Source organism: Ruegeria sp. AO1 (assembly GCF_056535985.1).
On record NZ_JBQFJC010000001.1, the window covers coordinates 1,927,757 to 1,945,084 of the forward strand.

Annotated in this window: 20 protein-coding genes; 7 read left to right on the top strand and 13 right to left on the bottom strand. The window is 59.5% G+C overall.

The genetic code is table 11. The features are described from left to right. Nucleotides 1-97 precede the first annotated feature (97 nt). The 3 genes from tatC to ACR3FB_RS09490 are packed head-to-tail and all read right to left on the bottom strand — an operon-like array spanning nt 98 to nt 1,650. Entirely contained in the window at nt 98-973 is an 876-nt protein-coding gene (tatC, locus tag ACR3FB_RS09480; RefSeq protein ID WP_170665008.1) for a twin-arginine translocase subunit TatC, read from the bottom strand. Next, nucleotides 970-1,428 carry a Sec-independent protein translocase protein TatB gene (gene tatB, locus ACR3FB_RS09485; RefSeq protein WP_170548320.1) on the bottom strand — a complete coding sequence of 153 codons (459 nt, stop codon included), beginning with the start codon at nt 1,426-1,428 and terminating at the stop codon, nt 970-972. The genes tatC and tatB overlap by 4 nt, the downstream gene beginning before the upstream one ends. A 6-nt stretch (nt 1,429-1,434) precedes the next feature. Further along, entirely contained in the window at nt 1,435-1,650 is a 216-nt protein-coding gene (locus tag ACR3FB_RS09490) for a twin-arginine translocase TatA/TatE family subunit (RefSeq protein ID WP_170373887.1), read from the bottom strand. A 218-nt stretch (nt 1,651-1,868) separates the two neighbouring features. Here ACR3FB_RS09490 and ACR3FB_RS09495 point away from each other — a divergent pair, with 218 nt between their 5' ends. Next, nucleotides 1,869-2,171, top strand: a complete 303-nt coding sequence (locus ACR3FB_RS09495; protein WP_480564337.1) for a hypothetical protein — start codon at nt 1,869-1,871, stop codon at nt 2,169-2,171. Nucleotides 2,172-2,192: 21 nt separating this feature from the next. Next, complete coding sequence (locus ACR3FB_RS09500; RefSeq protein ID WP_425082908.1) at nt 2,193-2,864, top strand: helix-turn-helix transcriptional regulator; 672 nt, start codon at nt 2,193-2,195, stop codon at nt 2,862-2,864. Nucleotides 2,865-2,927: 63 nt separating this feature from the next. Here ACR3FB_RS09500 and ACR3FB_RS09505 read toward each other — a convergent pair whose 3' ends face one another. The 7 genes from ACR3FB_RS09505 to ACR3FB_RS09535 all read right to left on the bottom strand — a co-directional run bounded on the left by ACR3FB_RS09505 (nt 2,928) and on the right by ACR3FB_RS09535 (nt 9,221). Next, nucleotides 2,928-4,109 (bottom strand): peptidoglycan DD-metalloendopeptidase family protein, encoded by a 1,182-nt coding sequence (locus tag ACR3FB_RS09505; RefSeq protein ID WP_480564335.1) that lies wholly within the window; start codon nt 4,107-4,109, stop codon nt 2,928-2,930. A 66-nt stretch (nt 4,110-4,175) separates the two neighbouring features. Next, nucleotides 4,176-4,826, bottom strand: a complete 651-nt coding sequence (locus tag ACR3FB_RS09510; RefSeq protein WP_170373891.1) for a protein-L-isoaspartate(D-aspartate) O-methyltransferase — start codon at nt 4,824-4,826, stop codon at nt 4,176-4,178. Beyond that, on the bottom strand, nt 4,823-5,605 hold the full coding sequence (gene surE, locus ACR3FB_RS09515) for a 5'/3'-nucleotidase SurE (RefSeq protein WP_425082910.1): 783 nt from the start codon (nt 5,603-5,605) through the stop codon (nt 4,823-4,825). Before surE ends, ACR3FB_RS09510 begins: the two co-directional genes overlap by 4 nt. 111 nt (nt 5,606-5,716) lie before the next feature. After that, nucleotides 5,717-6,760, bottom strand: coding sequence for an ABC transporter ATP-binding protein (locus tag ACR3FB_RS09520; RefSeq protein ID WP_480564332.1), 1,044 nt, complete (start codon nt 6,758-6,760; stop codon nt 5,717-5,719). A 126-nt stretch (nt 6,761-6,886) separates the two neighbouring features. After that, nucleotides 6,887-8,002, bottom strand: a complete 1,116-nt coding sequence (locus ACR3FB_RS09525) for a hypothetical protein (RefSeq protein ID WP_480564329.1) — start codon at nt 8,000-8,002, stop codon at nt 6,887-6,889. 2 nt (nt 8,003-8,004) lie between these two features. Beyond that, nucleotides 8,005-8,784 carry an SDR family oxidoreductase gene (locus ACR3FB_RS09530; protein ID WP_480564326.1) on the bottom strand — a complete coding sequence of 260 codons (780 nt, stop codon included), beginning with the start codon at nt 8,782-8,784 and terminating at the stop codon, nt 8,005-8,007. A 74-nt stretch (nt 8,785-8,858) separates the two neighbouring features. Beyond that, nucleotides 8,859-9,221, bottom strand: a complete 363-nt coding sequence (locus ACR3FB_RS09535) for a nuclear transport factor 2 family protein (RefSeq protein ID WP_170458600.1) — start codon at nt 9,219-9,221, stop codon at nt 8,859-8,861. Nucleotides 9,222-9,331: 110 nt separating this feature from the next. Between ACR3FB_RS09535 and ACR3FB_RS09540 the strand changes: the two genes are divergently transcribed. The 4 genes from ACR3FB_RS09540 to ACR3FB_RS09555 all read left to right on the top strand — a co-directional run bounded on the left by ACR3FB_RS09540 (nt 9,332) and on the right by ACR3FB_RS09555 (nt 14,213). Beyond that, nucleotides 9,332-10,939, top strand: coding sequence for a peptide chain release factor 3 (locus ACR3FB_RS09540; RefSeq protein ID WP_480564324.1), 1,608 nt, complete (start codon nt 9,332-9,334; stop codon nt 10,937-10,939). Nucleotides 10,940-10,988: 49 nt separating this feature from the next. After that, nucleotides 10,989-11,744 (top strand): hypothetical protein, encoded by a 756-nt coding sequence (locus ACR3FB_RS09545; protein WP_480564321.1) that lies wholly within the window; start codon nt 10,989-10,991, stop codon nt 11,742-11,744. Further along, complete coding sequence (locus tag ACR3FB_RS09550) at nt 11,741-12,670, top strand: glycosyltransferase family 2 protein (protein ID WP_480564318.1); 930 nt, start codon at nt 11,741-11,743, stop codon at nt 12,668-12,670. The genes ACR3FB_RS09545 and ACR3FB_RS09550 overlap by 4 nt, the downstream gene beginning before the upstream one ends. Nucleotides 12,671-12,854: 184 nt before the next feature. Further along, nucleotides 12,855-14,213, top strand: coding sequence for a DEAD/DEAH box helicase (locus ACR3FB_RS09555; RefSeq protein ID WP_170373900.1), 1,359 nt, complete (start codon nt 12,855-12,857; stop codon nt 14,211-14,213). Between the two features lie 105 nt (nt 14,214-14,318). Here the strand turns inward: ACR3FB_RS09555 and ACR3FB_RS09560 are convergent, their stop codons facing one another. Genes ACR3FB_RS09560 through ACR3FB_RS09570 form a run of 3 tightly spaced genes read right to left on the bottom strand, consistent with a single transcriptional unit; the run spans nt 14,319 to nt 16,332 of the window. After that, nucleotides 14,319-15,221 carry an EamA family transporter gene (locus tag ACR3FB_RS09560; RefSeq protein ID WP_480564315.1) on the bottom strand — a complete coding sequence of 301 codons (903 nt, stop codon included), beginning with the start codon at nt 15,219-15,221 and terminating at the stop codon, nt 14,319-14,321. Nucleotides 15,222-15,242: 21 nt separating this feature from the next. Beyond that, nucleotides 15,243-16,136, bottom strand: coding sequence for a fatty acid desaturase (locus ACR3FB_RS09565; RefSeq protein ID WP_480564312.1), 894 nt, complete (start codon nt 16,134-16,136; stop codon nt 15,243-15,245). Beyond that, nucleotides 16,123-16,332, bottom strand: a complete 210-nt coding sequence (locus tag ACR3FB_RS09570; protein ID WP_480564309.1) for a DUF2061 domain-containing protein — start codon at nt 16,330-16,332, stop codon at nt 16,123-16,125. The genes ACR3FB_RS09565 and ACR3FB_RS09570 overlap by 14 nt, the downstream gene beginning before the upstream one ends. A gap of 110 nt (nt 16,333-16,442) precedes the next feature. Here ACR3FB_RS09570 and ACR3FB_RS09575 point away from each other — a divergent pair, with 110 nt between their 5' ends. Next, the gene (locus ACR3FB_RS09575) at nt 16,443-17,309 is read left to right on the top strand and encodes a helix-turn-helix domain-containing protein (protein WP_480564307.1); all 867 of its coding nucleotides are present in this window, start codon (nt 16,443-16,445) and stop codon (nt 17,307-17,309) included. Nucleotides 17,310-17,328 lie beyond the last annotated feature (19 nt).

Here is a 17,328-nt window from a genome sequence, read left to right on the forward strand (position 1 = left end):
CAACGGTGTCAAACCACGTTCGGCTTTAGGCAACAAGGGGCTCCAATGAAAAAGGCGCGCCTGTCATGGGCGCGCCTGTCTTGGTAACAGCAAGAGATTACTTCCCGTCTTCTTCCTGCATCAGGTCCTCATCCGCTTCGGCCTCGTCATCATAGTAGCCATCCGCGCGGAGTTGTTCTTCGCGTTTCTTTTCGACACGCCCCACAAGGAAGATCGACACCTCATAGAGGCCGTAGACCACTACGAACAAAATGATCTGTGTGATCACGTCGGGAGGGGTCACAAGCGCAGCAAGCACCAGAATGGCGACTACCGCGTATTTGCGGACACTACCAAGCCCCTCAGCTGTAACCAGCCCCGCCTTGCCCATCAGCGTAAGCAACACTGGCAGTTGGAAACACAGCCCGAAGGCCACGATGAACTTGATTGTCAGGTTCAGGTATTCCTGAGCGGAGCCTTGGAACACCACACTAAGCGGTGCGGCGGTGGTGCCATCCACGACGGCCTCACCTTCAGCGCCGAACTGCTGGAACCCGAGGAAAAAGTCATAGGCCAAAGGCGTTACGACGTAGAAGGCGAAGCTTGCCCCCAACAGGAACATGAAGGGCGAGGCCAACATAAACGGCAGGAACGCGTTCTTCTCGGATCTATAAAGCCCCGGAGCAACAAAGCGCCACATCTGCATCCCGATATAGGGGAACGCCAGTATGAAGCCCCCCAGCAGCGATACCTTGATCGCAACAAAGAAGCCTTCCTGCGGCGAGATGAAGATCAGCCCGCAATCCTGCCCACGCTCATTCAACACCTCACACAAAGGATGCGTAAGGAAGTTGAAAAGAGGTGTCGCAACCGTGAAACAGATGATCATACCGATCAGAAACGCCACGACGCAGTGAATGAGTCGTGTCCGTAATTCGGCCAGATGCTCGATCAGCGGGGCTGAGCTGTCTTCGATTTCGTCGGTCTTGCTCATGTCTTGTTCTCAGTGTTCAGCGCGGCTTCGGCCTCTTCGGCCTTGGCCAGCGCGTCAGCGGCTTCTTTGGCCTTACGCTCGGCAGCAGCGCGGGCGGTTGTGGCTTGAATCTTCTTGGCCTGTTCAGCCCGTTCAGCCGCCAGCTTGCCCGTTTCGCTTTCCGGGTCAAACTTGGTCGGATCGATGCTGCTGCTGAGATCCTGAGCGGCCTTTTTCACACCGTCCATCGCGCTGTTCACGGGATTCGTGGCCGCGTTCAGACCCTTCTTGATCTCGTTCACACCTGCCTGATCCGCAGCCTCGTTCATGGCGCTGGTGAATTCACGCGCCATGCCGCGGGCCTTGCCGACAAACCGCCCGACATTGCGAAACAGCACGGGCAGGTCTTTTGGCCCCACCACAATCAGGGCAACGATGCCGATGACCAGAAGCTCGGTCCAGCCCAGATCAAACATCCGGGTTTAGACCTTGTCTTTCTCGGTTTCGGGCGTGACGTCCTTGGCCACTTCGGCTGCATCCTGCTCCAGCTCGTCCGCGCCTTCCTTGACGCCTTTCTTGAACGATGTGATGCCTTTGCCAACCTCACCCATCAGCGAGCTGATTTTTCCGCGGCCAAACAGCACCAGCACCACAACAGCGATCAGCAGCAGGCCGGGAAGTCCGATATTGTTGAGCATGTTTATTCTCCTTCTCAAAGGCGCACTGCGCCTGAACCCTTTTCTGACCCCGTGTTTACGCCGCAAGCCGCGTTCTCAAAAGGTGACCGAGCCAATTCGAGCGGCAAATTTGATGTGATCTTGCCGATTCATGGCCCTCGCTTTTCTCAACTGACAGGTTTATGTCAGTTGTAACCGGCTAGGACAGCGGTATCGCAACCTGGTCAACGGAGAAACACATGACCCATGTCGCCGAAATCGTCACCTTCACCCTGGCCGAGGGCACCTCACCCGAGGCCTTCGTCAAACTCAGCCAATCGACCGAGAGCTTCGTGCGCGCAGCACCCGGCTTTGCCCATCGCCACCTCAGTCAAGGGGAAGACGGTCGCTGGACGGACTATGTCGTTTGGCAAGATATGAAGGCCGCTCAGACGGCGGCTGCAGAATTCCCTCAACAGGAGTTTGCACCGGCCCTGATGGCAGCCATCAACCCCGAAAGCATGCAGATGCGGCATGAGGCAGTCCTATGGAAAATGACCTGACGCAGGTCAGAACGGCGTATTATGCGCCGCACTGATCGACTGTTCGATATCATCCAGATCCTGCGCGACGGCAAACTGCACCGCGCGCAGGACATCGCGGACCGGCTCGAGGTGTCGGTCCGTACGATCTATCGCGATATGGACACATTGGTCGCCTCGGGTGTTCCCGTCGAAGGCGAACGCGGCGTGGGTTACATGGTTCGCGAGCAGATCACCCTGCCCCCACTCAACCTGACCACGGCCGAGCTTGAGGCACTGAACCTCGGAATGGCCATCGTCGCCGAAGCAGCTGACCCGGACCTGAAAGCCGCAGCCGAGTCACTCGCAGAAAAGATTGACGCCGTCCTGCCCACGCAGGTTGTGGCCGAGGCCGATACTTGGAAATTCGCAGTCTACCCCTTCGCCGATGCCGCGCGCGGATTGGCACATATGGCCCCGCTCCGCGCCGCCATCAAATCCCGCCAGAAGCTGCACTTGTCATACCGCCGCATCGACGGCACCTTGACCGAACGCACAATCCGCCCCCTCCATATGGAGTATTGGGGCCGCGTCTGGACCCTCACCGCATGGTGCGAGCTGCGCAACGGCTTTCGCGTTTTTCGCATCGACCTGATCGAAACCGTCACACCCCTGCCCGAGCTATTCGCAGACGAGCCGGGGAAACGCCTAAGTGACTTCGATCCACACGGGTGATCCGCCCTTCATCTGGCTAAAAATATCCCCGCCGGAGGCATGGCCCGGAACGGGCCATTCTGGTCACCTCAGATACGGCTCAGGATCAACCGATTCGAAGCCTTTGCGGACTTCGAAATGAACATACGCATTGTCGCCGCCGCGCAGTTCCGCCAATTTCTGCCCTCGCCGCACGCGATCACCTTTCTTGACGGTGATATCCTCGACATTTGCATAAACCGTCAGCAAGTCATTGTTATGCTTCACAACAATGATCGGCACCTGATCGGCATCTGCGGTAATCGCGGCCACGGTGCCTGCCTCGGCTGCAGTGACCGACGTGCCCGGAGCGGCCGCGATATCGATGCCTTCGTTCTTACCCTTGTCATATGTCCGGATAATATTGCCCGCGACCGGCAAGGACAGCGCGGAATTGCCGGAACTTCTGGTCGGCGCTTCAGCTGTGACATCCGGCGCCACGGGAGCCTCGGCCAGCGGCGCGACCTGCTCATCCGGTAGCGGCTGGGTCGCACTCGGCGGTGTCGGTGTCGGAGAACCCTGCCCCGGTTGCGTCACCTCTGTCGCAGCGACCGGAGCCGCTGCCGCCGCCTGACGCGGGGCGGCCTGGTTCTTGACCGGGATCAACAGATACTGCCCCTCGCGAATGGCGAAATCCGGGCCCAACCCGTTCCACTCTCCCAGAGCTTCAACTGGCACCTGATAGAGGCGCGAGATGGTAAAGGCCGTCTCGCCCCGTTTCACCTTGTGGCGCACCGGCTCCGGTCCAGAGGCGACCGGCGCAGGCGTTGGCGCCGGTTCAACCGGCTTCAGCAGCGTCGTCTGCACCCCGGCCGTATCCGGGGCCTGATCAATCGCGTTTCCGGCGATTGAGGCAATATCCACACCACTTGACGCCCCAACAGATCGCGGCAGGGCCAAAACCTCACCCTCGCGCAGCGCGTCGGTTGTCTGCAAGCCGTTGAACCGTGACAGCTCACCTTCCGGCAGGCCGACCCGAGCCGCCACATCGCGCACGGTATCGCCCCGTCGCGCCACGGCGACCTGATAGTTCGGATAGGTGATCACCCCCCGCGCATCGGGCGCAGGGCGGCTGGTGGTGGCGGATTGCGCCGCATCCGTGGTGGAAAACCCGCCAAGCTGCCCGCGCAGGTCGTAGTCCAACGGCCCCTCGCACCCGGTCAGAATGGCCAGAGCCGCAACTCCGGTCGCACAACGGCGCATCGTTGATTTGGTAACTGCTCTCATGACTTTTGTCCTCAACACCTGCCCCTGTTGTCCGGGGTTCCGGCGATCCATTCCAAAAAAAACCTGTTACGTCTCGTCCTTGCCAAGCCCTTCAAGCAGCGGCACGAACCGAACCGACGTCAATTCATCATAGTCCAAACCGGTCTCGGTGCGCGTCACCTTGATCAACTGCTGCACCGCATCCGACTGCCCGACGGGTAGCACCATGATACCCCCGATTTTCAGCTGCGCCAAGAGCGGGCCTGGCGGGTCCTCAGCCGCCGCGGTCACGATGATCCGATCAAAGGGTGCCTGTTCCGGCAAACCGAACGAGCCATCCGACAGCATCGACGTGACATTGGTCAGCCCCAGTTCGGCAAACAGCTTGCCGGTCTCGCTAACAAGCCGCCTGTGCCGTTCAACCGTGTAAACGCGACGCGCCAGTTTCGCGAGGATCGCCGCCTGATACCCCGACCCGGTCCCGATCTCGAGAACAGTGTCACGCGGACGCACATCCAGTGCCTGTGTCATCAACCCCACCACCGAGGGCTGGCTGATCGTCTGACCGCAGGCGATGGGCAGCGGCATATCCTCGTAAGCGCGGTCGGCGAACAGGCCGGTGACGAAGCGCCCCCGGTCGACCGCTTCCATCGCGGCCAGGACACGCGCATCGGTCACGCCCCGCTTGCGCAGGGCAAACAGGAACTGCATGACGGTTTCTGGGTCCAGTCCACTCATTCGATCGACTTCAATGCCTCTAGCGTGTCATGCGCGGTTAGATCCGCGCGCATCGGCGTGACCGAGATATAGCCTTCCAGATTGACCGCCGCGTCCGTGCCGGGCGCGGTCGGGTTGTGCTGGTATCCGCCCTTGATCCACAGAAACCGCCGCCCCGAAGGCGAACTATGCGGCTCGACCGAGAAATGCGTATCGCGGCGGAACCCTTGCGGGGCAACGCGAGTGCCCAGAACCTCATCGGCGGGAACGGGTGGGAAGTTCACATTGTAGAACAGGCGGTAATCGCCTTGCTCTGCAGGGGTTGCGTCCAGAATGCGGCGCACCAGATCGGCGCCAAAGCGACTGGCGGCCTCGAACGGATCCTCGAGCCCCAGATTGCGTGGGCCGAAATACTGCGACAAGGCAATGGCCGGCACACCCTGCAAAGCGGCCTCCATAGCGCCGCCAATAGTGCCGGAGTAGAGTGTATTTTCCGCCGAGTTGTTGCCCCGGTTCACGCCAGATAACACCAAATCGGGCGGGCAATCCTTCATCACGTCATGCAGGCCCGCCAAAACACAATCCGCCGGAGAGCCTTCGGCAGCAAATCGCCGCTCATCCAGTTTGGCGACCATCATGGGATGGGTGTAGCTTATGCAGTGGCCGACACCGGATTGCTCGAATGCTGGGGCCACGACCCAGACCTCACCGCCGGGTCCGGACAGATCCTTTGCAATCGCCTGAAGCGTGATCAGCCCCGGCGCATTGATGCCGTCATCATTGGTAATCAGAATACGCATGACCGTCCCACCCCCGCGTTTCGCCCTTGATAGACCCGACCCCGCGTTGCGGCAAGCAATGCAGGCCCGCAATCTGCGGCTTTCGCGCACCACTTGCGGGTAAATTGCGTTCTATCTAGGGAAAACGAAACAGCGGTCGCGTCGGATGGTCAGCCACATCGCCCGCCCAGGCGCGGGGACAAACACGTTCGGAACCGTCGCCTTGAGGATCGAGCCGTCAAAGTCCATCCGAAACTCGACCAGACTTTCATTGCCCAGGAACCGGGCGCGTTCAACAACGCCCCGTGCGGCGACGCCGTCTGTGGCCGTGGGCAAAGGCCCTTTGCCGTTTCGGTCGAAATCCAGCCGGAGGTGTTGGGGGCGGAAAACAATCTCGACATCGGTGCCGTCCGGAAAGCCCGGTGCCAGGAACTGTCCGAACGGGGTCTCGGCCAAAGCACCATTCACTTGCGCCTGCAACACGTTGACATCACTGAAAAAGGCCACGGCCGCCTTGTCCGCTGGCCGCGTGTAGACGTTGTAGGGCGCGCCTTGTTGCACGATCTTGCCGCCCCGCATCAGGGCGATCTCATCGGCCATGCGCATGGCCTCTTCCGGCTCGTGGGTGACCAGCAGAACGGCGGCGTCTTCCTCTTTCAGGATCGCGAGCGTTTCGTCGCGGATACCGTCGCGCAGGCGGTTGTCGAGGCCCGAGAACGGCTCGTCCATCAACATGATCCGGGGGCGCGGAGCCAGAGCGCGCGCCAAAGCCACCCGCTGCTGTTCGCCGCCGGACAGTTGATGCGGGAACCCGTCGATGAACCGCATCAGATCGACTTTGGTCAGCAGCTCCTCGACCCGGGCACGTTTCTGATCCTTGCTACCCTTCAGGCCGAAACTCACGTTATCGGCCACGCTGAGATGCGGGAACAGGGCAAAGTCCTGAAACATCAACCCAATCTCGCGGCGTTCAGGCGGGACACGGAACACCGTGTCACAGATCAGTTTGCCATCGACATAGATCTCGCCCGAGTCTTGCATCTCGACCCCGGCGATCATCCGCAAGGTTGTGGATTTGCCGCATCCGGACGGACCAAGCAGGCAGGTCACCCGCCCCGCCTCGAGCGTCAGCGAGACGTCATCCACCACAACCCGGCCTTCTAACCGGCGGATCATATTGCGAATTTCCAAACGAGGAGGAGGTGTGTTGCCTGTCACAGATGGGTCCTGTTGCCTTTCCCGATCAATTCCATCGGGCTTGAGCGGGGATAGCAACCCCGCCCGTCCGGCGCAAGGGATCAGCTATTCCGCAAGCAGCTCGAAATCGACACCGGCGCGGATTTTTCCGTTCACCTGAACCTCAAGCCGATGCGCACCCGGCACCAGTTTGAACGTGGTCGCATTGCCTTTGAGCTTGTGGCGTTTGTCCAGACGCAACGCGCCGTTTTTCAGAGCGGCCTGTTTCAGCTTGTGAACCTTGGCTGACGTTTTTCCGTTAGGGCGTTGAAAGTGAATGATATAATCCACCAGAACCGGTTGATCAGCAGACCCTTTCAAATCGACCGAGAACGCCAAAGCGCTATTGATCCGGGCCTCGCCCTCAACAGAAATGATTGCAGTGACATCCGCATCCGGGTCATAGCCCAGCATCTTCATCGCCCCAGGATGCCCGGCCTTTACAAGACCGCGCAGGGTATGAGAGATCATCCACTCCAGCTCCGCCTCGTCCTGCTCACCTGCCTCGCGCCAGCGCTGCAGGCATTCAAGAACCAGATCGGGGTCTTTTTTCGTGATATCGTTCAGATGGTTCGCAACCGAGCGCGTCACATAGCGCGTTGTGTCCTGATGCAGACCATCCAGCAAAGGCAAGGGGTCGGTCAGCGCGAGACCAACCGCCTGCCCCCATGGCAAACGAGGCCTCGTGCCCTCGCTGACCAGACGGCGCACATGATAGCTGTCGTGTTTGCTCCAACGCAGCATCCGCGCCAAGACCAGATCGGGGTGGCTGTTCAGGAACGGACGGATCGCCCATTCCATCGAAAAACGCTGTGTGAGTTCCTCCAGCACGTCCAACGCCAGTTCTGGATGCTCGGCCCCAACTGCGACAACCCAATCCCCAAGCGGCGCAAAGATGAAATCGCCGAAATCATCATCCGTCTTGCTTGGGTCCAATGGCGGCGGCAAGGCGCGCAGGATCACCGGCGCAACCGATGGCAAATTGCCCGGAAAGGACTGCTGGAGGCAATCGGCGATCCAGGTCATTCTCTCTTTCAGTTCCAGATCCAACAGGCGCGACATGACCTGCGCTTCGAACGCCTCGGCGTCGAATTCCGGGTCCGCCGACTGGAACAAACCCGCCAGATAGCGGGTTTTTTCCGCGTTGAACAATTGGTCCTTCAGAGAGAAATTCTGTGCCATTCCTACATCGTCAAATTGGTTGCGCCGCCATCTAACAGTATGTTCTGCCCAACGATAAAGCCCGCATGTTGAGAACACAGGAAAGCACAGGCCGCGCCGAATTCCTGACGTGTGCCATAGCGGCGCGCCGGGATCGTGGCGGACCTGGCCGCGCGGGCCTCATCCAGCGAAATCCCTTGTTGATTGGACACACCGGTATCCAGCGACAAGGCGCGGTCGGTGTCATGGATACCCGGAAGCAGGTTGTTGATCGTCACACCTTGCGGGGCGACCTGACGCGCCGTTCCGGCCACATAACCGGTCAGCCCGGTGCGCGCAGCATTCGAAAGACCCAAAGCCGGGATCGGCGCGCGGACAGATTGCGAGGTGATATTCACCACCCGCCCCCAACCTTTGTCCATCATCCCCGGCAGTAGCGCTTTCATGAAAGCGATCGGCGTCAGCATGTTGGAATCCAGTGCCTTGATGAAATCCTCACGATCCCAGTCCGACCACAAACCCGGAGGCGGCCCGCCCGCATTTGTGACAAGAATATCAATACCCTGTGCTGCCTCGATCACTTGCGCCTGACCTTCGGCCGAGGTCACATCACAGGCCACCGTCTCAACCACAACGCCATGATCCGCACGCAACCGCGCCGCTTCAGCTTCAAGTGCCTCAGCACCGCGCGCATTCATCAACAGATCAACGCCTGCTTCAGCCAACGCCTCGGCACAGCCCAGCCCAAGCCCCTTACTGCTGGCACACACCAACGCACGTTTGCCGCGAATTCCCAGATCCATTCTGATCCCCTCTGTCTGTTGTTGCCCGCATGTCTAGCACCAGCCAGACTGAGAAGACCAGAATTCAACAGGCCCTAGTAAAAGAACTCTTCCCTCACAATTTTACCATCGGCCACGTGGTAGACACCCACTTCGCTCATATCGAAATTCTCGCCGCTTTCTATGAACTTGCCCTTGATCTCGAAAATCACGGCAAAGCGGTCGTCGCCATGCAACATCGGATCACTGACCGAGACATGGCTGACTTCTGCCGCGCTGTCCCACCATTCGTGTTTGCCGCGAATGGCATCCAGACCTTGGACCTCACGCCCCATGCCAACGTCATCCACCGCCTCGGCCGAGACAGCATCCGCGGCATAGAGTTTGCCCAGATTTTCGGCGGTCCGGTTTTCGCGGCAGCCGGCGACAAGCTCGTTCGCAATCTCTTTCAATTCCATTGGTTCACTCCCATAATTTGTTCACTATACGTTCTCTTTGCCATAGCTTGCCGATTCGAACCAGTCCGTTTGTCTTGCTTCGGCGGGTTTCCCCGCCTATACGCCCGCTTATGCTTGATACCGCCTCGAACCAACCCGTATTGCCGCCCGAGATCGCTCGTCGTCGGACATTCGCCATCATCTCGCACCCGGATGCGGGTAAGACCACGCTAACGGAAAAGTTCCTGCTGTACGGCGGCGCGATCCAGATGGCCGGTCAGGTGCGCGCCAAGGGTGAGGCGCGGCGCACGCGGTCGGACTTCATGCAGATGGAGAAGGACCGAGGGATTTCGGTTTCCGCCTCGGCGATGTCGTTCGACTATGGGGATTTCCGGTTCAATCTAGTCGACACCCCCGGCCACAGCGATTTCTCGGAAGATACTTATCGCACGCTGACCGCGGTGGATGCGGCGGTGATGGTGATCGACGGTGCGAAAGGTGTCGAAAGCCAGACGCAGAAGCTGTTCGAGGTCTGCCGCCTGCGCGATCTGCCGATCCTGACCTTCTGTAACAAGATGGACCGCGAAAGCCGCGATACGTTCGAGATCATCGACGAAATTCAGGAAATGCTGGCCATCGACGTCACGCCTGCCGCGTGGCCCATCGGCGTGGGCCGCGACTTCATCGGCTGCTATGACATGCTGCGCGACCGGCTGGAGCTGATGGACCGCGCCGACCGCAACAAAGTGGCCGAGAGCATTCAGATTGACGGTTTGGACGATCCCAAACTGGCGGAACACGTGCCCGATCACCTGCTGGAGAAGCTGCTGGAAGAGGTTGAAATGGCGCGCGAATTGCTGCCTGCCCTCGATCCGCAAGCGGTTCTGGAAGGGCACATGACCCCGATCTGGTTCGGCTCGGCGATCAACTCGTTTGGCGTGAAAGAGCTGATGGAAGGCATCGGCGCCTATGGCCCGCAGCCGCAGGTTCAGTCTGCTGAGCCCCGTCAGATCGCGCCCGATGAAAAGAAGGTCGCCGGTTTCGTGTTCAAGGTGCAGGCCAATATGGACCCCAAGCACCGCGACCGGGTGGCGTTTGTGCGCATGGCCTCGGGGCATTTCAAACGTGGCATGAAGCTGACCCATGTGCGGTCGAAAAAGCCGATGGCGATCTCGAACCCCGTCCTGTTCCTTGCCTCTGACCGGGAACTTGCTGAGGAAGCCTGGGCCGGGGACATCATCGGCATCCCGAACCACGGCCAGCTGCGCATTGGCGATACGCTTACCGAGGGCGAAGCGATCCGCGTGACCGGCATCCCGTCCTTTGCACCGGAACTGCTGCAGACCGTCCGTCCGGGCGATCCGATGAAGGCCAAGCATCTAGAAAAGGCGCTCATGCAGTTTGCCGAAGAAGGCGCGGCCAAAGTGTTCAAACCCTCGATCGGCTCGGGCTTTATCGTGGGCGTCGTCGGCGCGTTGCAATTCGAAGTACTGGCCAGCCGGATTGAGATGGAATACGGCCTGCCGGTTCGGTTCGAGGCGTCTCAGTTCACCTCGGCCCGTTGGGTCAGCGGTGAGAAGGCCGAGGTCGAGAAATTCGTCAACGCCAACAAGCAGCACATCGCTCATGACCATGACGGCGACATTGTCTATCTGACCCGCTTGCAATGGGATATCGACCGGGTCGTGCGGGACTATCCGGCGCTGAACCTGACGGCCACCAAAGAGATGATGGTGTGATCCAACTGCCTGATTGCACAGCCAATCCCGGCTGTGCAATTCTGCCCGCATGAGCGATGACGACCTGACCTTTCCCGGCGGCCTGCCCGACATGCTGGAGATCCTGGAAAACAGGCGCGCGCCTTTTGTGTTCGGTGCCCGCCCCCTGCCCGATCTCGACGTTGATCTGGACGTAATGGCGCAGCAGATCGTGCCGGAATGCGCGACCCTCGCCCCCGAAAGCGACGATGCCACCGCGTGGGACCAGAAGCGCGCCAAGATCGCGACCGAGTTTGTAGGCAATTCGGAACTTGCCTTCCTGAACGCCCAGTTGATCGCCAATCTGCGCAAACGCTCCTATCCGCGTCACACGCCCGCTTTGTTCCGGCGGCTCTGGGCCGAACAATCCCAGCATCTCCTCGAAGCGCTTGATCTGCGCTGGCTCGTCTCGTCGGTGCAAACCTTTGCCGATCACGGCGACACCCCAACACAACGCGAGGTTGGTCAAGCACTGCGGATGCTGTTTGGGCTGATGAAGCTCTATGAGTTCGAACGGTTGTTCTCCAAACGCGGGCCGGAGGAAACCCATTGGTTTCGCGGCAAAAGCACCGCCCCGCTGCCGTTGCAGATGCAGTCTTTCTCACTGGAGCGCGGCGGGTTGGCCGTGTCGCTAGTCGCGCCGATCTGGACCAAGGCGCTGACTGATCCGACCATCGCCCCGCTGGCGGATCACCTGATGACCGAGCTGAACAAAGACCCCGGAACCGTCTTTCGCCGTCTGAAAAAGATGCGCGAACGCCGTCTCGCCCGGATGCAGCGCCAATGACCATATGGGGTGTTGTCTCCATGGTGCGAGGGCCCACGCAGGATATCCTGCGGTTTGCGGCCTATCACCTCGATCTGGGGGCCAACCGGCTGTACCTCTATCTGGATGAGCCCAACCCCGAGGCGCAGCGCCAGTTGGAGCAGCACCCTAAGGTGCAAGTGACACTCTGTGATGACGCTTTCTGGCGTGGCCGGAACCGGACGCGTCCGGATAAGCATCAGGTGCGCCAATCCACCCATGCCAGCTATACCTATCGCAAAACCGATCTGGATTGGCTGGCCCATATCGATGTGGATGAGTTCCTGTGGGCGGACGCTCCCATCCCGGAGCTGCTTGAAACCGTGCCCGCAGATATCCCCGCCGTTCGGGTCCGACCGATCGAGTCCATTGCCGAGGCCGAAAACCTGTACAAAGCGCATATCCCCAAAGGCCCGGACCGTGAGGCTTTGGTTCAGGCGCTTTACCCCACCTATGGCGCCCATGTTCTTGGGGGATTCCTCAGCCATGTGCAGGGCAAATTGATCGTGCGCACGGGTTTGAAAAAGCTGAGTTTTCGCATCCACAACCTGTTTCAGGACAAGACCCTCCTGCCCTGCAAATTCGAGCTGCCGGGACTGGAGTTGTGCCACCATCACGCCCTGAGTTGGGAGCATTGGTTCAAACACTACCGTTTCCGGATGGAGCGTGGCTCGTACAAACCCGGCATGTCCCCGAACCTGCCTCGCGATCAGGGCGGCGTGAACAAGAACGAGCTGTTCAGCCAGATCGAGTCTGCCCGTGGTGTTGATGGGCTGCGTGCATTTTACGATGAACTCAGCGCCGCTGACCCGGACGTCCGTGCTCGGCTTGAGGCACATGGTCAGATCCGGCACCGCCCGTTGCATCTGGATGAAAAAGTAGCGAAACACTTTCCCGGAAGCTGCTGAATTGTTGCAAAAAATGCTATTTCCAGCCGGTTGACGCCGTCGGGATTTCAGTTCATTTGACCCCGCCCCACGTTTTTGTTATGTCCCGCCTCAAGCCGAAACGCGCATGGTGCGCATGGTCAGATTGACCCGGCATGACGCAGACGCGCGGGCCAGGTCAAGTGTCCGCAATAATCGGACATATATGACAAAGTTTACCGAACTGAACCTGAACCCGAAGGTCCTCAAAGCCATTGAGGAAGCCGGATACGAAACCCCCACTCCGATTCAAGAAGGTGCGATTCCACCCGCGCTGGAAGGGCGAGACGTATTGGGCATTGCCCAGACCGGCACCGGGAAAACCGCAAGCTTCACGCTGCCGATGATTACCCTGCTGGCCCGTGGCCGCGCCCGAGCCCGGATGCCGCGCTCGCTGGTGCTGTGCCCGACACGGGAATTGGCCGCGCAGGTGGCCGAGAATTTCGACACCTATTCCAAGCATCTGAAACTGACCAAGGCCCTTCTGATCGGCGGTGTCAGCTTCAAAGAGCAAGAGGCCCTGATCGACCGCGGCGTAGACGTACTGATCGCGACACCGGGCCGTCTTCTGGACCATTTCGAACGCGGAAAGCTGCTGCTGACCGGTGTGCAGATCATGGTCGTGGATGAGGCCGACCGGATGCTGGATATGGGCTTCATCCCCGATATCGAACGCATCTTCTCACTGACGCCCTTCACGCGCCAGACGCTGTTCTTCTCGGCCACAATGGCCTCGGAGATTGAGCGTATCACCGACACCTTCCTGTCCGCCCCTGCCCGGATCGAGGTCGCCCGTCAGGCCACCGCGTCCGAGACGATTGAACAGGGCGTGGTGATGTTCAAAGGCGGTCGCCGGGATCGCGAAGCCAGCGGCAAACGCAAGGTTCTGCGTGCGCTGATCGACGCCGAAGGTGACAAATGCACCAACGCGATCATCTTCTGCAACCGTAAGACGGATGTGGATATCTGTGCGAAATCGCTGAAGAAATACGGCTACAACGCGGCCGCGATCCATGGCGATCTGGATCAGTCGCAGCGGATGAAAACGCTGGACGGGTTCCGCGATGGCTCGCTGCGCCTGCTAGTTGCCTCAGATGTGGCGGCGCGCGGTCTCGATATCCCTTCGGTTAGCCATGTGTTCAACTTCGACGTGCCCGGCCATGCCGAGGACTATGTTCACCGCATCGGCCGTACAGGCCGTGCCGGACGCGAAGGCAAGGCCGTGACGATCTGCTCGGGTCGTGACGAAAAGGCTCTGGACGCGATTGAAAAGCTGATCCAGAAGGAAATTCCGCGCCTTGATAACCCGGTCAAGGAAGAACCAAAGCCCGAGAAACCGAAAGCCGAGAAGCCCGCCAAAGCGGCGGAAGGAAAGCGAAGCGAAGGCAAGAAAGAGCGCGAGCCCCGCGAACCCAAAACTCGCGGTCGAGGCCGCAAGGACGATCATGGCCCGGCTGTTGTCGGCATGGGCGATCACCTGCCCAGCTTCATCGCCCTCAGCTTTGATGAGCGCCGCGCGGGCTAGTCGCCCGGGCGCTTGTATCGCTTTGCATTTGATTTGAATCGAAAAACGCTGTCTCTCCCTGCGATCGAAGGCGTATTTCGATGCTTGTGCCTTGAGTAGAATGCTTCAGATCGACAGCACCAGTACCAGTATTGACGCGCCCAGTAACATCATCCCGGCGATCTCGCGCCGGGTGATGGTCTCACGGAAAAACAGGGTCGAGGCAAGCAGGCTGAGCAAAAGCTCGACCTGCCCCAGTGCTTTGACATATGCCGCGTTCTGCAAGGTGAAAGCGAAGAACCAGCAGAATGATCCGCCCAGGCTGGTCAGGCCAACGAACACTCCGGTTCGGCGTGTGTTCCAGACCGCGCGCAACTCGGCCCGGTCGCGCCAAAGCAACCAGATCGCCATGCTGACGAACTGAAACGAGACCACAGCGGCCAGCGTGACCAGCGCGCGAAACCACGCGTCGATATCGCCCAGCTCAAGCGAGGCACCGCGATAGCTGACCGCAGAGAAGGCGAACAACACCCCCGAACCCAGCCCCAGTCGCGAGGCACGATTGGTCAGATGGTGCCACCACGCCCCGTCTCCTCCGGGAGTTTTGGACAGAAGCAGAACTGCCAGAAGCCCCACGACAATCGCCCCCAACGCACCGGTCGAGACCTGATCGCCCAGCACCACAAATCCAACTATGGCGGTCTGGATGACTTCGGTTTTCTTGAACGTGATACCGACCGCAAAGTTGCGTTGCTTGAACAGGGCGACAACACAGATCGTCGCCAGAATCTGCGTGGTGCCGCCGATGATCGCGAACACCCAGAACCGCGCGGACAATTCGGGCAGGCTCAGCCCGGTGACCTGCATCGCGACGACCAGCCCTATCAGAGCCAATGGCAAGGAATAGGCAAAGCGCGCAAAAGTTGCCCCAGCCGCAGACAGTTTTACGCTGCTGAGCGATTTCTGCAGCATGAACCGGACAGTCTGAAAGCTGGCGGCGGCGATGGTGATTGGAATCCATAAGCTCATGAACCCCGTTCTGTCTTTAAATCAGGGCTTTGGCCAGAGCGGATGCGGCACCGGGTCCTTCGCCCGCCAGAAATATGCCCTGAAGATCTCGGCATAGGACGTGTAGACATAGGCTTCGTTGCAATCCTGATACCGCTCTTTTCCCGATTGATAGAGCGTGGGTAGTTGATACCAGGGGGCCGATGGGTTCATGTGGTGAACCACGTGCAAGTTGTTGTTCAGAAACAAAAAAGCCAAGATACCACGATCTTCGACGATCACCGTACGGGCGCGCGATTTCTCATGCGCACGGTGTTCAAGAAAGGTGCGGATCTTCACAAGACCCAACCCGATATAAGTCGACATGACATAGGCCCAAATCGGCATGGAGGAGTGCGCGACGACCCACAATACCACCGCTATTCCCGGAATATGCAACGCCCATGCAAGAGCGACTGAACGGTCACCACGAATCAGACTGCTCCATTCATCCCGCAGAAACATAGCCTGCCCAATCGCAGGCCCCAGTACCATGCGTCCGAGCAGCGTGTTGTTGGCGGCAAGCAGCCTCTTTTGCCATCCAGACAACTGCGCCCAGACCTTCGGGTCATGGTAGTTGCTTTCGGGGTCGTCGTAGGGGTCTGTCAGGTTCGAATCCTGATGATGCGCAAGATGCAAGTCGCGAAACCGGTTGAACGGAATGAACAGGGTCAAAGGCAGGGCCATCAGCGCCTCGTTCAGCCATTTGGTGCGAAACGGATGGCCATGCAATGCCTCATGCGTCAGCGAAGAATGAAGGGCGGCAATCGCGCCCATCATCGGGATGGCAAGCCACAAGCTCCAACCCGCCACGAAGAAAGTGGCAATCAACCAGGCTGCGTTACATGCGGCAATCAGGGCCAAGGTGCCCCATTCGGGCGTTTCAGCTTTCTCCATGACGCCCCCATGAGATCCCCGCCCAGACCCGCTCATAGGCAATGTAAAACGTCAGACCGATGGCGGTATTGACCAGCGCTACTACGCCACCCACCGCAACTGACCCGGTGGCGATCAGGCCCACCAGCGTCATCATCACCAACCCCATCACATTCCAAATGAGTGCTTTCACGACAGATCTTCGTCGCGTTTCCATTCCGGACCCCGTTTTTTTGTTGTTATCACAAAAGCGTTACTCAACGGGCGGCATGTTGGGAATTCCGAATATGATTAACAAAAATCATCATAGGTGATATTTATTACCTTATGGTAGATAAAATCGACAAACGAGTTCGCGCTGCGCAGTTTCGCCTGCGGCTTTCCCGCGCGATGGAGGACGCCACCGTCAGCCAAAGCGCCCTGGCCCGACATATCGGTGTAGACCGCTCGACCGTATCACAGCTGCTGACCGATGAGGGCGCCCGCTTGCCCAACGCCCATGTGGTCGGAAGTTGCGCCTCTGCTCTGGGCGTCTCAGCGGATTGGCTGCTAAGCCTGTCGGATCGCCCCGAAAGCGCCGCGGAACTGCTGGCCAGTTCACTGACTATGGCCGAGGCCCCCCGCGCCCTTGTCGATGAGCGTATTTTCCAATGGCATCAAGAGGCTGCGGGTTACAAAATCCGCTACGTGCCCGCCACCCTACCCGATATGCTCAAGACTCGCGCGATCCTTGAATGGGAATACGCCCCGCATTTGGGTCGCACGGCAGATCAAGCGATTGGCGCATCCGAGGATCGCCTGTCCTGGATGCGCAGCGCCCAGTCGGACTATGAGATCGCCATGCCCCTGTATGAAATCCGCAGCTTCGCCCTCGGGACCGGCTACTACGAGGGGCTGCCTTTGCCAGTCCGTCTGGAACAGATCGACCACCTTCTGGACCTCAGCGAACAGCACTATCCCCGCCTGCGCATCTATCTGTTCGATGCCAAACGACTGTATTCTGCACCTGTCACGATCTTCGGCCCGCTTCTTTGCGTCTTCTATGCGGGCAGTCACTACATGGCCTTCCGCGACCGCGACCGGATCGAGGTGTTCAGCCGGCATTTCGACACCCTGATCCGCGAGTCTGAGATGACCGCCCGCCGTTTCCCGGAATACCTGCGCGGGTTGCGGGCCGAGATTGCGAAGGGCTGACGCCTCAAACGTGCGGTTT

Bases quoted from the DNA above. Each gene is read 5' to 3' on its own strand.
- tatC (WP_170665008.1), bottom strand. From the start codon at position 973: ATGAGCAAGACCGACGAAATCGAAGACAGCTCAGCCCCGCTGATCGAG.
- tatB (WP_170548320.1), bottom strand. From the start codon at position 1,428: ATGTTTGATCTGGGCTGGACCGAGCTTCTGGTCATCGGCATCGTTGCC.
- ACR3FB_RS09490 (WP_170373887.1), bottom strand. From the start codon at position 1,650: ATGCTCAACAATATCGGACTTCCCGGCCTGCTGCTGATCGCTGTTGTG.
- ACR3FB_RS09495 (WP_480564337.1), top strand. From the start codon at position 1,869: ATGACCCATGTCGCCGAAATCGTCACCTTCACCCTGGCCGAGGGCACC.
- ACR3FB_RS09500 (WP_425082908.1), top strand. From the start codon at position 2,193: ATGCGCCGCACTGATCGACTGTTCGATATCATCCAGATCCTGCGCGAC.
- ACR3FB_RS09505 (WP_480564335.1), bottom strand. From the start codon at position 4,109: ATGAGAGCAGTTACCAAATCAACGATGCGCCGTTGTGCGACCGGAGTT.
- ACR3FB_RS09510 (WP_170373891.1), bottom strand. From the start codon at position 4,826: ATGAGTGGACTGGACCCAGAAACCGTCATGCAGTTCCTGTTTGCCCTG.
- surE (WP_425082910.1), bottom strand. From the start codon at position 5,605: ATGCGTATTCTGATTACCAATGATGACGGCATCAATGCGCCGGGGCTG.
- ACR3FB_RS09520 (WP_480564332.1), bottom strand. From the start codon at position 6,760: ATGATCCGCCGGTTAGAAGGCCGGGTTGTGGTGGATGACGTCTCGCTG.
- ACR3FB_RS09525 (WP_480564329.1), bottom strand. From the start codon at position 8,002: ATGGCACAGAATTTCTCTCTGAAGGACCAATTGTTCAACGCGGAAAAA.
- ACR3FB_RS09530 (WP_480564326.1), bottom strand. From the start codon at position 8,784: ATGGATCTGGGAATTCGCGGCAAACGTGCGTTGGTGTGTGCCAGCAGT.
- ACR3FB_RS09535 (WP_170458600.1), bottom strand. From the start codon at position 9,221: ATGGAATTGAAAGAGATTGCGAACGAGCTTGTCGCCGGCTGCCGCGAA.
- ACR3FB_RS09540 (WP_480564324.1), top strand. From the start codon at position 9,332: ATGCTTGATACCGCCTCGAACCAACCCGTATTGCCGCCCGAGATCGCT.
- ACR3FB_RS09545 (WP_480564321.1), top strand. From the start codon at position 10,989: ATGAGCGATGACGACCTGACCTTTCCCGGCGGCCTGCCCGACATGCTG.
- ACR3FB_RS09550 (WP_480564318.1), top strand. From the start codon at position 11,741: ATGACCATATGGGGTGTTGTCTCCATGGTGCGAGGGCCCACGCAGGAT.
- ACR3FB_RS09555 (WP_170373900.1), top strand. From the start codon at position 12,855: ATGACAAAGTTTACCGAACTGAACCTGAACCCGAAGGTCCTCAAAGCC.
- ACR3FB_RS09560 (WP_480564315.1), bottom strand. From the start codon at position 15,221: ATGAGCTTATGGATTCCAATCACCATCGCCGCCGCCAGCTTTCAGACT.
- ACR3FB_RS09565 (WP_480564312.1), bottom strand. From the start codon at position 16,136: ATGGAGAAAGCTGAAACGCCCGAATGGGGCACCTTGGCCCTGATTGCC.
- ACR3FB_RS09570 (WP_480564309.1), bottom strand. From the start codon at position 16,332: ATGGAAACGCGACGAAGATCTGTCGTGAAAGCACTCATTTGGAATGTG.
- ACR3FB_RS09575 (WP_480564307.1), top strand. From the start codon at position 16,443: ATGGTAGATAAAATCGACAAACGAGTTCGCGCTGCGCAGTTTCGCCTG.